Source organism: Nesterenkonia sandarakina, assembly GCF_014138825.1.
Classification (GTDB): Bacteria; Actinomycetota; Actinomycetes; order Actinomycetales; family Micrococcaceae; genus Nesterenkonia; species Nesterenkonia sandarakina.
This window is the reverse complement of the sequence record NZ_JACJIH010000001.1, coordinates 810,782-823,371: the sequence shown is the minus strand read 5'-3', so window position 1 is coordinate 823,371 and position 12,590 is coordinate 810,782. Positions and strand designations below refer to the sequence as shown.

Here is a 12,590-nt window from a genome sequence, read left to right as displayed (position 1 = left end):
CGGTGCTCTGGGGGACGGTTCAGGCGACCTGCGAGGGGGATCTCTCTGACGCGGCGATGCTCGGCGCGAGCAGCTCCAAGGTGCGGTGCTGCACGGCCTCCTCGGGCGCCAGGTTGACCAGCATCAGCTCATCGGCCTGGACCTCCTCGGCGAAGTCGTCCAGCCAGGAGACCACCTCCTCCTGGGTGCCCACGGCGGCGCGGGAGAGCATGCTCAGCACCCGCTGGCCCGCCGGGTGATCGCGCAGCATCACCACATCCTCGTCGGTGATCTGGCGATTCCGGCCCAGGTGGTTCTTGATCCAGGCGTTCTCCGCCAGGGTCTTCTGGGCCTGCGCGGTCTCAGCGTCGTCATGGGCGATGACATTGGCCGCCGCGATGAAGTGCGGCTGCGCGTCCGGGCCCTGCAGTGAGTTCCTCGCGTCGAAGTGCTCGCGGTAGACGTGGGCGGCCTGGTTGAGCATCTGCGGGGCGAAGTGTGAGGCGAAGGCGTAGGGCAGACCCAGCTGCGCGGCGAGCTGAGCTCCGAACAGCGATGAGCCCAGGATGTAGAGCGGCACCTCGGTGCCCCGACCGGGGTAGGCGTTGACCCCGGGGATCCGGCTGTATCCGGTGAGGTAGCCGCTGAGCTCCATCACGTCGGACTGGAAGCGATCGGCCTCGGTGCCGTCCCGGCGCAGGGCGCGCATGGTGGCGCCGTCGGTGCCCGGGGCGCGGCCGAGACCCAGGTCGATCCGGCCCGGGTAGAGCGTCTCCAGGGTGCCGAACTGTTCGGCGATCATCAGCGGGGCATGGTTGGGGAGCATGATGCCCCCGGAGCCCACCCGCACATTCTCGGTGGCCGCGGCGACGTGCTGGATCAGCAGGGCGGTGGCGCTGGAGGCGATGTTGGGCATGTTGTGGTGCTCGGCGAACCAGATGCGGGTGTATCCCAGGGCGTCAGCGGTCTTGGCGAGCCGGACGCTGCGTGCGATGCCATCGGCGACGGTCTCCGGCGGGCGCACGAAAGCCAGGTCAAGCAGGGAGAGGGGGCGCGAAGCGGTGTTGGGCATACCCAGTGCAACAGCTCCGGCGGCCATTCTCATTCCGCAGAGCGGCTCGCTGGTGCCGCGGGGCTCATTCCGCGGGACCCGCCGGTGCGGGACCCGCCGGTGCTGGACCCGCCGGTGCGGTATCCGTCGCGGCCGGCGAGGAGCGGAAGAGCCGGCGCGTGCCCCCACGGGCCAGCATCAGCACCAGGATCAGCCCGGTCACCAGGAAGAAGCCGCCGAGCTGGACCTCACCTCGGAAGACCAGCGCGGTCAGCTCCAGGACCAGGAACTTGCTGCCGGGCAGCACCAGGATCAGCATCGCCAGGTTGAGACCGCGCCGGACTCCGCGGCGCGCCCGACGCCGGGCCAGCAGCGACTTCTTCACCCAGGTCACCAGTTCCAGGACCAGCTTCAGCAGCACTGCGGTCAGCAGCGTGATCAGGAACGACTCCGAGATGACCTCGGGAAAGAACTGTACGAAGAGCCCCAGCACCACGGTGTAGACGAACACGTCGACCACATCCAGCGGTCCTATCCGGGTCATGAGCGCAGTGTATTCAGCATCGGGTGGTCAGGTAAGGGTCTTCCGGCTACGGTGAGGTGATGGCTCTCATCAACAGCAATGGATTGGCACACGTCCGGCTCACGGTCACCGATATCGCCCGGTCGAAGGCGTTCTACGACGAAGTCTTCGGCTGGCCCGCCGTGGTGGACACCTCGGCCCAGGCCGATGACCCCTCGGTCCGCGCCTCCCAGGAGCAGTTCTACGGCGGCGTGATCTACCAGACTCCGCAGGGGACGCTGGTGGGTCTGCGCCCGGTGGGCGAGACCGGATTCGACCCCGACACCACCGGGCTGGACCACGTGAGCTTCGCGGTGGACTCCCGGGATGCGCTGCAGGACGCCGCGCAGGCACTGGCCGAAGCCGGAATCGAACACGGGGAGATCAACGATCTCAGCGACTCCGGGCTGGCGATCCTCTCCGTCCAGGACCCGGACGGCATCAACCTGGAGCTCACCGCGCCCCTGGGCTGAGCTCCGCGGCGGTGGAAGACACATCGGAGGGCAGGCGGTAGGGGCATGGATGTCCCGGACATGGCAGCGGCCCCGCACCAATCACTGGTGCGGGGCCGCTGCTCTGTCGCAGACGTGACGCGAGATCAGACCGAGTAGTACAGCTCGAACTCGTAGGGGTTCAGCCGCAGGTTCAGCGGGGCGATCTCTTCTTCACGCTTGTACTCGATCCAGGCCTTGACCAGATCCTCGGTGAAGACGCCGCCCTCGAGCAGGAACTCGTAGTCACCCTCGAGTGCCAGCAGCGCCTCCTCCAGGGAGCCCGGCGCCTTCTGGATGTCGGCGAGCTCCTCGGCGGGAAGCTCGTAGAGATCCTTGTCCACCGGGTCGGCAGGCTCGATCCGGTTCCGGATGCCGTCCAGACCTGCCATCAGCTGCGCGGCGAAGGCGAGGTAGGGGTTCGAAGACGGATCCGGTGCGCGGAACTCCAGGCGCTTGGCCTTCGGGTTGGCACCGGTGATCGGGATGCGGATCGCCGCGGAGCGGTTGCCCTGCGAGTAGACCATGTTGACCGGGGCCTCGTAGCCCTTGACCAGACGCTTATAGGAGTTCACCGTCGGGTTGGTGAAGGCCAGCACGGCCGAGGCGTGCTTGAGCAGGCCACCGATGTACCAGCGAGCGGTGTCGGAGAGGTTGGCGTAGCCCTTCTCATCGAAGAACAGCGGCTTGCCATCGGTCCAGAGCGACTGGTGGCAGTGCATGCCGGAGCCGTTCTCGCCGAAGATCGGCTTCGGCATGAAGGTGGCCGACTTGCCGAACTGGTCCGCGGTGTTCTTCACGATGTACTTGAACTTCATCAGGTCATCGGCTGCGTGGGTCAGCGTGTTGAACTTGTAGTTGATCTCCTGCTGACCGGGGCCGCCGACCTCATGGTGGGAGCGCTCGACCTCGAGGCCGACCGCGTCCAGAGCCACACAGATCGCGTCGCGCAGATCGGCGCTCTTGTCCTGCGGGCTGACCGGGAAGTAGCCGCCCTTGGTGGCCATCTTGTGGCCCAGGTTCCCGCCGGGGATCTCCTCGGCGGACTGCCAGGAGGCCTCGTCGGAATCCAGCGAGTAGAAGGAGGCGTCCGGGCTGGACTGCCACTTCACATCGTCGAAGAGGAAGAACTCGGCCTCGGGAGCGAAGAAGGCGGTGTCGGCGATGCCTGAGGCTTCCAGGTACTCCTCGGCCTTCTGCGCCACGCCGCGCGGATCGCGGGCGTAGGGCTCCCCGGTGCGCGGGTTCACGATCGAGAACGTCATCACCAGGGTCTTCTCCACGCGGTACTCATCGATGTAGGCGGTGGCCACATCCGGGATGAGCTGCATGTCAGACTCGGCGATGCCCTGGAATCCGCGGATCGAAGAGCCGTCGAAGAGCTGTCCGTTCTCGAAGAAGTCGAGGTCGACGGTCTTGGCCGGAACATTGAAGTGGTGCTGAAGGCCGGGGAGGTCGGTGAAGCGAACGTCGACGAACACGACCTCCTCTTTCTCGATGAACTTCAGAACTTCATCAGGGCTTGTGAACATACGTCCGTGCTCCTCGTCAGGTGTCTGGGCTTGCGCGCGTAACAGTGGTGAACGCTCTGCTCCACGCTATGGTCCGGGCATTTCCCGGCCATCACGCAAATGTTTCCGTCATGTAACTTAAGTTGCTCATGGGCCAGTGGTGAGGCCGCCCCGGTCGGGCGAATAGACTGACCGGGGCCGTGCTCGCACGGCCACATGCTCTACATCACCCTCTCATATCCGAACCCGAAGGAGATCTGTGGCGAAGCACGACGGCGGACCCCCCGGCGCCTCTGAGCCGGGGTCTGGAGAGCCGCGCTGGGCCGGTGATCAGCTGGGTCTGCCGGAGACTGGTCCTGGCAGCATGGCACCCTGGAGTCGGCGGCTGATCGCCCTGTTCATCGACTGGGGGATCGCCACGCTGATCTCGATGGCGTTCTTCGGCGGCGATGAGCTGGTGACCCTGGGGATCTTCGTTGCCATCCACGTGATCCTGATCGGCCTGCTCGGGGTGACCATCGGCAAGCGCCTGATGCGGATCCAGGTGGTGCGCGGCAACAACGTCCCCGGTCCGATCTGGTCCACGGTGCGCACCCTGCTGCTGTTGCTGCTGCTCCCCGCCATCCTGATCGGCGTCGACGGTCGCGGCGCCCACGACCGGGCGGCCGGCACCGTCCAGCTGCGCATGTGAGCGCGCCTGGCGCTCCACCGGTGAGCCGGCTCGCGGACCGACCGGGACGAGGACTGGCGGTCATCTGCGCGAGCGCGGTGAGCACCCAGTTCGGCGCCGCCGTCGGGTCCCTGGCCTTCTCGGGACTGACCCCGGTCGGGGTGGTGGCGGTTCGCCAGGTGGTGGCCTCCACGGTGCTTCTCGCGCTGACCCGCCCCCGGTTCTGGCGCTTCACCCGCAGCCAGTGGTCCCCGGTGCTGCTGCTGGCGCTGTTCTTCGCCGGCATGAATACCGCGCTCTATGCCGCCCTGGAGCGTGTGGGGCTCGGGACTGCGGTGACCATCGAGTTCCTCGGGCCGCTGGCCGTGGCGGTGCTGGCCTCTCGGCGACTCCGCGACGGAGTCTGTGCCGCGACGGCGCTGATCGGGGTGGTGCTGCTGACCCGACCCGGACCCACCAGCGACTTGCTCGGGTTGGGCTTCGCGGTGCTGGCTGCGGGGTGCTGGGCGGGCTACATCCTGACCAATCGAGTCGTGGGTCAACGCCTTGACGGCGTCCAAGGGGTCGCGATGGGCACCGCCATCTCCGCACTTGGCCTGTTGCCGATCGCCGCTGTCCTCGTCTGGCACCTGCAGCCTCCGCTGGAGGCCTTCCTCTTCGCCGCGGTCGCCGGTGTCCTGGCCTCGGTGGTGCCATACTCGCTGGACCTGATCGTGCTGCGGCACATCAGTCCGGTGATCTTCGGCCTCGGCATGTCCCTGCACCCGCTCTTCGCGGCGCTGATCGGCGCAGTGTTCCTGGGTCAGCTGCTGCCATGGCTGGCCTGGGTCGGGATCCTGCTGGTGGTGCTGAGCAATGCACTCACCCTCGGTGGTCCGGCCCGGCCCCGAACGGCTCCGCGGCCGGCAGCCTAGAAAGGAATCAAGGCTATAGCCTTGAAAGTGACAGTTGAAGGATATAACCTACATTCATGTTCGTCCTCACCGCAGATCAGCATCGCAGCACTGAATCCGGGGAGCGGGTGCAGGAGCTGCTCGAGGAGCTGAGCCCCTGGAGCGCACGGTGGGAGTCAGAGATCGTGCTGCCGCTGGAGCGCACAGTCGGCGATGAGGTCCAGATCCTGCTCCGGGGCGCGGAGGCCGCGGTGGACCTCGCCCTGACACTGTGCCGCACCGAGCAGTGGGCGGTGGGCATCGGGGCCGGAGCGGTGGAGCAGCCCTTGGGCGCCAGTGCCCGGGCCAGTTCCGGCAGCGCGTTCATCCAGGCCCGCTACGCCGTGGAACGCGCCCGCAGCCGCACCGAGCCGGTGCCGCTGGTGGTCCAGGGGGACCGACCCGAGGCCGCGACAGCCGCCACCGCCGTGCTGCAGCTGCTCGGCGGGGTGGTGCGCCGGCGCGCAGACACCGGATGGGAGGTCAGTGACCTCACCGACCGGGGACTCACCCGGGCAGAGATCTCCGCTCGGCTGGGCATCACCGTGTCTGCGGTCAGTCAGCGCGCGCGCTCTGCGATGCTGGAGGAGGAGCGCCGCAGCCGCCCCGTGCTGGCGGCCCTGATCTCCGCCGCGGCCGCCGAAGGCAGCTGGCAGATCCCCACTGCGGCGAAGGAGGACTGAGAACCATGACATGGCTGTGGATCACCGCGGTGGTGCTGATTGCCCTGGCGCTCTCTGCCTTCTTAGGCGCTGCGCTGGTGGGCTGGCTGCTGCGCCGGGTGGAGCCCGAGGGCTATGGGCCCGGGATTCTGCGCGGGGGCACCTGGATCGGGATCCTGGAGCGGCTGGCGATCACCGGCGCGGTCTTCGGTGGATATCCCGAAGCGATCGCGGTGGTGCTTGCCGTCAAGGGCCTGGGCCGCTATCCCGAGCTGCGCTCCTGGCAGGCAGAGCAGCGCGCGAAGGCCACCGAACGGTTCATCATCGGCACTCTGGCCAGCTACATCTGGGCCGGAGCGGTCGGACTCATCGGGGTGGCAGTGATCGCGGCGATCAACTGACCCGCACGAGCTTCACACCCGCAGCACATTCCGACCCGCACGATCTTCAGACCAGCAGGATCAGCCGACCATGGCGTTCGCGGCCTGGTGCTGCGAGAGCCGGGACTCGATGCTGCAGGCCAGCGCCAGCGCCGCCGAGGGGGCCAGGTGCAGATTCAGCGCCGGCTCGAACAGCTCGGCCTCCAGCAGAACGGTGCCGGACTCCGCGGAATCGACCAGGTCGACCCGGCCATAGAGCGGCATGGGTGTCTCGGTCCGCCGTCCCGCGGCCGCCAGCACATGCTCCCCGAACTCCACCTCGGCCGCGCTGGCCTGCACCAGCTGCGGATCTTCCTGATAGCTGCCGCCGCGCAGACCCCCGCCGCGGGCCAGCAGCGCCCCCTTGGCGATCGAGTGGGTGTGCTGCCCGTCGATGAAGTACAGCGCCTTCTCCCGGCCCTCGCTGAGCTCCGGGACCTCCGGCTGGATCATGACCGTCAGACCGCGGGCCAGGATCCGCTCACCCAGGGCCAGCGCCGCGGCGGAGTCGGCGCGCAGCAGCCCGGTGTCGAAGGACCCGGCCGAGATGCTCGGCTTGATCACGACCCATCCCTCCGCGTGCGCGGCCAGGCCGTGGCGCAGTGCGGCGTCGTCGTCGGCCCACCGGGTGGGCACGACGGCGATCCCCTCGGCCTCGAGCTCGCGCAGGTAGACCTTGTCCAGGTTCCAGCGGATCAGCGCGGGCTGGTTGAGCACCTGAACCTGCGCCTCGGCCCGCTCCAGCCAGTCCAGGAACTCCTCGGTGCGCGAGGAGTAGTTCCACGGGGTGCGGATGACCAGCAGGTCATAGTCCGGGCGAGGCGTCCACTCGTGCCAGATGACCGGGTCGGCTGCGATACCGAGCAGCTGCAGCTGCGCGATCAGCGGAGCGGTGTCCCGATCGGGGGCCTCCGAGTAGTCATCGGTGACCACGATCCCGACCCGGCGTGGCTCCGGCGTCGGGACCAGCGCATGCTCGGGCAGCCAGCGGAAACGTTCGACGACGATGACGTCGTGCTCCTCCCATCGATCCTCGCCGAGCTCACCCGTGCTGCGCCAGAAGCGCTCATGAGCCTCGCGCCAGGCCGCCACGGAGTCGAATCCCTCACCCTCGCCGCGAGCGATCTCCTGGGTGATCTCACCCAGCGGCAGCAGCGTCACCTCGAGCACCTCGACGACGCCGAGGCTCTCCTCCTGCAGGCCCACGAGGCGCTGGAGCCCCGGGACGGGCAGCGGCTCGGACTCCGCCAGGTAGGAGCGGTGCAGGCTCGTGGTCATCGTCTTGACCCCGGTGATGACGGCGGTGGTCAGCGCGGTGCGCAGCGCGTCGTCGCCGAGCTCCATGGCGGGGAGGTCGCGGATCTCCTCAGGGGTCATGGCCTCATGCTGCCGGTGCTCTGGTAGTTCCCGTGCCAGCTCAGCGCCTCGCCCAGCAGGTGCGGGGTGTGCCGGCCGCGCGGGTTCTGCGCCACCGCGCGGTCGAAGTAGTCCTGGAGCAGGTCTGCGTAGTCCGGGTGCGCGCAGTTGGCGATGATGGTGCGGGCGCGGGCGGCGGGGGAGAGCCCGCGCAGGTCCGCCAGGCCCTGCTCGGTGACCAGGATCTGGGTGTCGTGCTCGGTGTGATCGACATGGCTGGCGAAGGGCACGATCGAGGAGATCGCGCCGCCCTTGACCACTGAGCCCGAGACGAAGAAGTTCAGGTAGGCGTTGCGGGCGAAGTCCCCGGAGCCGCCGATCCCGTTGATGATGGAGCTGCCCATCACATGGGTGGAGTTCACGTTGCCGTAGATGTCTGCCTCCACCATGCCGTTGATGGAGATCACTCCGAGCCGGCGAATGGCCTCCGGGTGGTTGGAGACCTCCTGGGTGCGCAGCAGGATCCGGCCCTTGTACTCCTCCGCGCGCGCGTTGAACGCCTCGGCGCGCTCGGCCGAGAGCGAGAAGGAGGTGGCGGAGACCGCGGTGAGCTTCCCGGTGTCGATCAGGTCCAGCATGCCGTCCTGGATCACCTCGGTATAGGCCAGCAGCTCCTCGAACTCGCTGTGTGCCAGCTCGGCCATCACGGCGTTGGCCACATTCCCGATCCCGGACTGCAGGGGGAGCAGGTTCTCGGGCAGCCGGCCGTGGTGGATCTCATGGCGCAGGAAGTCCACCACATGGTGGGCCATGGCCTTGGACTGCTCATCGGCGGGTTTGAACGGCAGGTTCCGGTCCGGCGCGTCGGTGTGCACCACGGCGAGGACCTTCTCGGGGTCCACCCGCAGGTAGGGGTCACCGATGCGCTGCAGCGGGTCGGTGAGCTGGATCGGGCGGCGCTCCGGGGGCAGCTTGGTGCCGTAGTAGATGTCGTGGAAGCCCTCGTAGGCGCGGGGGTGCCAGTCGTTGACCTCCAGGATGACCTTGTCCGCGAGCTGCAGCCAGCTCTTGTTGTTGCCCACTGAGCTGCCAGGGACCAGGAGCCCGTTGGGCAGGATCGCGGCGACCTCGATCACTGCGACGTTGAGCTGGCCGTAGAAGCCGAACCAGGCCTGCTGGGCGGAGTGGCTCAGGTGGGTGTCGACGTACTCGGTCTCCCCGGTGTTGATGGCTTCACGCAGCGTCGGGTCCGACTGGAAGGGCAGTCTCTTGCGCACAGCTCCGGCCTCGGCGAGCACACCGTCGAGCTCAGGGGCGGTGGAGGCCCCGGTCCAGAGGTCGATCCCGAACTCCTCGCCACGGTCGTGGGCGTCCTTGGCGCGTTCGGCCAGGGCGGCGGGCACCGCTTTGGGGTATCCGGCGCCGGTGAAGCCGCTCATCCCGACCCGGTCGCCGTCGTGGATGTGGGTGGCCGCCTCGGCGGCGGAGGTGACCTTGCCGGCCAGGACGGGGCAGGTGATTCGAGGGGAAGCAGCGCTCATTGCTCCAGCCTAGGCGAACGCCGACCCTGACGAGATTCCTCGACGCAGCGCTACGCTGGGTGACACGACGCAGGCTGATCGCAGCACCTGACGAGGGAGGACGCATCATGAATGGATTCGTGCCCTATCCGGTCCGGGAGACCTACCGGCTGATCGAGCCGGGACCCACGGTGCTGATCTCCACCTCCGACGGAGTCCGGGACAACATCATGACCAACGCGTTCAACATGCCGGTCCGGCACGACGGCATCCTGGCGGTGATCGTGGGGACCTGGGACACCAGCTTCGCGACCCTGCAGGCCACGCGGCAGTGTGTGATCGGGATCCCCGGGGCGGACCTGATGCTCACCACGGTGCAGGTCGGCAACTCCTCCAGCCAGGACATCGACAAATGGGAGCATTTCGGACTGACCCGGGTCCCAGGTGTCAGCGTCGCGGCGCCGCTGATCGGGGAGTGCGTGGCGAACATCGAGTGCAAGGTCGAGGACGACTCCCTGGTGGAGGACTACTCGCTGTGGCTGCTGCGCACCACGGCCGCCTGGATCCGGCCCGACGCCGCGCCGGCCCCGGAGTTCCACCACCGCGGCAACGGGACCTTCAGCACCAATGGGGAGCTGCACGACCTCAGCGATGAGATGACGAAGTGGAAGTACTTCACGGACTAGCCGAGCCTCCGAGAAGGCACTCAGCAGGCAGAGGCAGCGAATGGCAGGGGAGCGCGCCATGATCAGGGACGCGCGGCTCGATGACCTCAGGGGCCTGCGCGAGATCGAGCGCGCCGCCGGTGCGGCCTTTCGCCAACTCGGCATGGAGGAGATTGCCGAGGATGACCCGCCCACGGTCGCGGAACTCGCTGACTTTCAGTCAGATGGGCGGGCGTGGGTCGCGGTTGATGCGGCGGATCGTCCCGTGGCGTATCTGCTGGTGCAGGCCGTGGACGGCGGCGCCCACATCGAGCAGGTCTCGGTCCATCCCGACCACGCCCGGCAGGGGTTGGGAAAGGCTCTGCTGGACGCTGCCGCCGACTGGGCACGGCACCACGATCTCACCGGACTGACGCTGACCACGTTCACCTTCGTCCCGTGGAACGCGCCGTACTACGCACGCATCGGATTCCAGACCGTGCCGGAGGAGGACCTCACGGAGGGTCTGCGAGCGATCCGGGAGCACGAGGCCGCGCTGGGGCTCGATCGGTGGCCCCGCGTCGTCATGCGCCGCCCGCTGGCGGCGGGTCAGGGGGCATCCACCGTGACATGACTCCGGGACGGCGCTGCGGAGGCGACGACCGACTCGACGTGCACCGCGAGCTGGGGTGTTCATCGGTTCGAGCCGGTGGTTGGATTGGCCCATGCCTTCCCGAACCTCGGCCACGGTGTGGCAAGCAGTGCGCAGCGAACGCCGTGCGCTCCTGATCGATCTCGAATCGCTCACCCCAGAGTAATGGACACTGCCCTCGTTGTGTCCGGGCTGGGATGTCCACGACGTCCTCGCGCACCTCGTGGACACCGCGAAGACGACCCGACTGGGCTTTCTGCGTGGTCTGGCGGCTGCCAGGGGTGATTTCGACAGACACAACGACGACGGCATCGCTCGCGAACGGGCAGCCACGCCGGCAGCGACCTTGGCCGAGCTTCGTCGGATCTGCGATGCCACGAACACCCCGCCGGTGCCGCTGGCGACGCGACTGGTTGAAGCCATCGTGCACGGCGAGGACATCCGGCGTCCCCTGGGGCTCGCGCGCACCTACCCGGATGAGCCGCAGCAGGCGGCGCTGCGGCACCAGCTCGCGACCGGAGTCTCGGTCGGTGGCGGGAGAGAACGCGCGGCGGGATTTCGGCTGCGAGCCTCTGACTCCGGGCTCGCGCATGGATCCGGGCCCGAGGTGATGGCGAGTGGGTTGGCGCTCCTGATGTCGGTCTCGGGCCGTCCTGCGGACGGGGACGAGTTCTCAGTGCCCGGCGCGGCGACGTTCGTCCGAAGGCTGGGTCGCGTCTCTTAGTCTGCAGCTGCGTGCCGACTGGCTCACGTTCAGCACCGCGGCCGCGGGCGTGAGAGTGGCCGTCGACGTCAGTGTCGGCCCACCTCGCGGGCAGCCTGTACCGCGGCCTCTGCTCCTTCAGACCAGACCGCGCCGTGGCCTGGGAGCACGGTGTCGGCTTCGGTGAGCGCGATGGCGTCCAGCGAGCTGATCGCCTGGGCCGTGTCTTTGGTGGCCGCTCCGGCGACGATCTGGGGTCCGGTCTCCCCGGTGTAAGGGTCCAGGGTGACCAGGGCATCACCGGTGAAGACTGCCCGGCGGGCCGGGAAGTGCAGGATGCAGTGCCCGTCGGTATGGCCCGGCGTGTGCACCGGGACGGGAAACCCTGGCACGTGGAGCGTGGATCCGGCGGTCATCAGCTGGACGCCATGCACGCCCTTGACAGTCAGTGCGCCGGCGGCCACCATCCGCCCCAGCAGCGGCAGCGATCGCGGGTGGCCCAGCGGATAGAGCAGCCGATTGCGTTCGGTGGCGTAGCGGTACGGAGCGGTCGCGAGCTCCGCGTCCTCGTGGTGGATGATCACCGGGATGCCCAGGCTCTTCTGAGCGCGCAGCGCGAACCCGAGGTGATCGAAGTGCCCGTGGGTCAGCACCAGCGCCTTCACCTCGTAGGGCATCCGCTGGCGCGCCTTGAGCACCGCCATGACCTCGTGCCACATCCCGGGCAGTCCGGCGTCGATGAGGGTGATCCCATCCTCTGCCTCGACGACGTAAGAGTTCACATTCGCCTGGGAGACCAGGTGGATGCCGGGGGCGACGCCATAGTCGATCATGTGCTGCGGTTCCGTTCCGTGGGGGTCGCATCAATCCTGGGCGCCCGTACGGGGGTTGGTCAAGCGTGACATGGGCCCGGGACCTGCGCGAGGCCCATCCGCCGCGTCAGGTCCGGCTCTGCAGATCGATCTCCCGCAGCGGATCACCGCCGTCGATGAAGTACCGACCACCTGGCCTGAGTGCAGCGGATACACGGTCCAGAGCCTGTTCCGCGATCTCGGGGTGCCGACCGTCGAAGGCGCCGACTCGGAACGCGAATGCGAGGTCGAAGGGATGCTCCCGCGTCTCCAGGACGAAGTCCTCCACCCCGACCTGGCGAACCCTCATCCAGCCGGCCGAGATCTCCTCGGCAGCGTTCCGGGAGGCCAGGGCGATGCTCTTCGCAGACCGGTCGATCATAAGAAGCTCCCCGCGGTCCCGGCCCGGGCCCTCGCTGGGACCGCTCACCGAGCCCTCGGACGTCTCGGACACCGGCCCGGCTCCGGCGACAAGGCGCCGCGCCACGGCACGCGCGGCGGCGCCAGGCCCCCTCCGATCTCCAACACCCGCATCCCAGGCACCAGGGGCAGCGCATCGACCAGGGCTGCAAGGCGGGATGAGAGAC

15 protein-coding genes are annotated in these 12,590 nt (G+C 68.2%); 8 read left to right on the top strand and 7 right to left on the bottom strand.

All coding sequences use genetic code 11. From position 1 onward, the window contains the following. Nucleotides 1-19: 19 nt before the first annotated feature. Nucleotides 20-1,051 (bottom strand): LLM class flavin-dependent oxidoreductase, encoded by a 1,032-nt coding sequence (locus tag HNR24_RS03730; protein ID WP_182495046.1) that lies wholly within the window; start codon nucleotides 1,049-1,051, stop codon nucleotides 20-22. A 64-nt stretch (nucleotides 1,052-1,115) separates the two neighbouring features. Beyond that, entirely contained in the window at nucleotides 1,116-1,574 is a 459-nt protein-coding gene (locus tag HNR24_RS03725) for a hypothetical protein (protein WP_220477152.1), read from the bottom strand. A gap of 59 nt (nucleotides 1,575-1,633) precedes the next feature. Between HNR24_RS03725 and HNR24_RS03720 the strand changes: the two genes are divergently transcribed. Further along, complete coding sequence (locus HNR24_RS03720; RefSeq protein ID WP_182495045.1) at nucleotides 1,634-2,065, top strand: VOC family protein; 432 nt, start codon at nucleotides 1,634-1,636, stop codon at nucleotides 2,063-2,065. A 125-nt stretch (nucleotides 2,066-2,190) separates the two neighbouring features. Here HNR24_RS03720 and glnA read toward each other — a convergent pair whose 3' ends face one another. After that, nucleotides 2,191-3,615 carry a type I glutamate--ammonia ligase gene (gene glnA, locus HNR24_RS03715; RefSeq protein WP_058889266.1) on the bottom strand — a complete coding sequence of 475 codons (1,425 nt, stop codon included), beginning with the start codon at nucleotides 3,613-3,615 and terminating at the stop codon, nucleotides 2,191-2,193. Nucleotides 3,616-3,853: 238 nt separating this feature from the next. On the opposite strand from glnA, the gene HNR24_RS03710 reads away from it, so the two are divergent. From HNR24_RS03710 to HNR24_RS03695, 4 genes are read left to right on the top strand one after another with little or no spacing between them, the layout of a single operon-like run. Beyond that, nucleotides 3,854-4,285 (top strand): RDD family protein, encoded by a 432-nt coding sequence (locus HNR24_RS03710; RefSeq protein WP_182495044.1) that lies wholly within the window; start codon nucleotides 3,854-3,856, stop codon nucleotides 4,283-4,285. Nucleotides 4,286-4,305: 20 nt separating this feature from the next. After that, nucleotides 4,306-5,178: an EamA family transporter gene (locus tag HNR24_RS03705; RefSeq protein WP_310735381.1), complete on the top strand. Its 873-nt coding sequence runs from the start codon at nucleotides 4,306-4,308 to the stop codon at nucleotides 5,176-5,178. A 56-nt stretch (nucleotides 5,179-5,234) separates the two neighbouring features. Next, on the top strand, nucleotides 5,235-5,879 hold the full coding sequence (locus tag HNR24_RS03700) for a hypothetical protein (RefSeq protein ID WP_182495043.1): 645 nt from the start codon (nucleotides 5,235-5,237) through the stop codon (nucleotides 5,877-5,879). A gap of 5 nt (nucleotides 5,880-5,884) precedes the next feature. Continuing rightward, the gene (locus tag HNR24_RS03695; RefSeq protein WP_182495042.1) at nucleotides 5,885-6,259 is read left to right on the top strand and encodes a hypothetical protein; all 375 of its coding nucleotides are present in this window, start codon (nucleotides 5,885-5,887) and stop codon (nucleotides 6,257-6,259) included. A gap of 60 nt (nucleotides 6,260-6,319) precedes the next feature. Here HNR24_RS03695 and HNR24_RS03690 read toward each other — a convergent pair whose 3' ends face one another. Both HNR24_RS03690 and scpC read right to left on the bottom strand, forming a co-directional pair. Further along, a complete protein-coding gene (locus HNR24_RS03690) occupies nucleotides 6,320-7,654 on the bottom strand; it encodes a DcsG N-terminal domain-containing protein (protein WP_182495041.1) in 1,335 nt (444 codons plus the stop codon). After that, nucleotides 7,651-9,174 carry a succinyl-CoA:acetate CoA-transferase ScpC gene (gene scpC, locus HNR24_RS03685; protein WP_182495040.1) on the bottom strand — a complete coding sequence of 508 codons (1,524 nt, stop codon included), beginning with the start codon at nucleotides 9,172-9,174 and terminating at the stop codon, nucleotides 7,651-7,653. Before scpC ends, HNR24_RS03690 begins: the two co-directional genes overlap by 4 nt. A 107-nt stretch (nucleotides 9,175-9,281) precedes the next feature. Between scpC and HNR24_RS03680 the strand changes: the two genes are divergently transcribed. From HNR24_RS03680 to HNR24_RS03670, 3 genes are all read left to right on the top strand, one after another. Then, nucleotides 9,282-9,839 carry a flavin reductase family protein gene (locus tag HNR24_RS03680; protein WP_182495039.1) on the top strand — a complete coding sequence of 186 codons (558 nt, stop codon included), beginning with the start codon at nucleotides 9,282-9,284 and terminating at the stop codon, nucleotides 9,837-9,839. 40 nt (nucleotides 9,840-9,879) lie between these two features. Beyond that, nucleotides 9,880-10,431, top strand: a complete 552-nt coding sequence (locus tag HNR24_RS03675) for a GNAT family N-acetyltransferase (protein ID WP_083504952.1) — start codon at nucleotides 9,880-9,882, stop codon at nucleotides 10,429-10,431. 190 nt (nucleotides 10,432-10,621) lie between these two features. After that, nucleotides 10,622-11,173, top strand: a complete 552-nt coding sequence (locus HNR24_RS03670) for a maleylpyruvate isomerase family mycothiol-dependent enzyme (RefSeq protein ID WP_310735454.1) — start codon at nucleotides 10,622-10,624, stop codon at nucleotides 11,171-11,173. Nucleotides 11,174-11,241: 68 nt separating this feature from the next. Here the strand turns inward: HNR24_RS03670 and HNR24_RS03665 are convergent, their stop codons facing one another. Next, entirely contained in the window at nucleotides 11,242-11,985 is a 744-nt protein-coding gene (locus HNR24_RS03665; protein ID WP_058889260.1) for an MBL fold metallo-hydrolase, read from the bottom strand. Between the two features lie 106 nt (nucleotides 11,986-12,091). Continuing rightward, nucleotides 12,092-12,457: a class I SAM-dependent methyltransferase gene (locus HNR24_RS03660; protein ID WP_198144738.1), complete on the bottom strand. Its 366-nt coding sequence runs from the start codon at nucleotides 12,455-12,457 to the stop codon at nucleotides 12,092-12,094. Nucleotides 12,458-12,590: the final 133 nt, after the last annotated feature.

Bases quoted from the DNA above. Each gene is read 5' to 3' on its own strand.
- HNR24_RS03730 (WP_182495046.1), bottom strand. From the start codon at position 1,051: ATGCCCAACACCGCTTCGCGCCCCCTCTCCCTGCTTGACCTGGCTTTC.
- HNR24_RS03725 (WP_220477152.1), bottom strand. From the start codon at position 1,574: ATGACCCGGATAGGACCGCTGGATGTGGTCGACGTGTTCGTCTACACC.
- HNR24_RS03720 (WP_182495045.1), top strand. From the start codon at position 1,634: ATGGCTCTCATCAACAGCAATGGATTGGCACACGTCCGGCTCACGGTC.
- glnA (WP_058889266.1), bottom strand. From the start codon at position 3,615: ATGTTCACAAGCCCTGATGAAGTTCTGAAGTTCATCGAGAAAGAGGAG.
- HNR24_RS03700 (WP_182495043.1), top strand. From the start codon at position 5,235: ATGTTCGTCCTCACCGCAGATCAGCATCGCAGCACTGAATCCGGGGAG.
- HNR24_RS03695 (WP_182495042.1), top strand. From the start codon at position 5,885: ATGACATGGCTGTGGATCACCGCGGTGGTGCTGATTGCCCTGGCGCTC.
- HNR24_RS03690 (WP_182495041.1), bottom strand. From the start codon at position 7,654: ATGACCCCTGAGGAGATCCGCGACCTCCCCGCCATGGAGCTCGGCGAC.
- scpC (WP_182495040.1), bottom strand. From the start codon at position 9,174: ATGAGCGCTGCTTCCCCTCGAATCACCTGCCCCGTCCTGGCCGGCAAG.
- HNR24_RS03680 (WP_182495039.1), top strand. From the start codon at position 9,282: ATGAATGGATTCGTGCCCTATCCGGTCCGGGAGACCTACCGGCTGATC.
- HNR24_RS03675 (WP_083504952.1), top strand. From the start codon at position 9,880: ATGGCAGGGGAGCGCGCCATGATCAGGGACGCGCGGCTCGATGACCTC.
- HNR24_RS03665 (WP_058889260.1), bottom strand. From the start codon at position 11,985: ATGATCGACTATGGCGTCGCCCCCGGCATCCACCTGGTCTCCCAGGCG.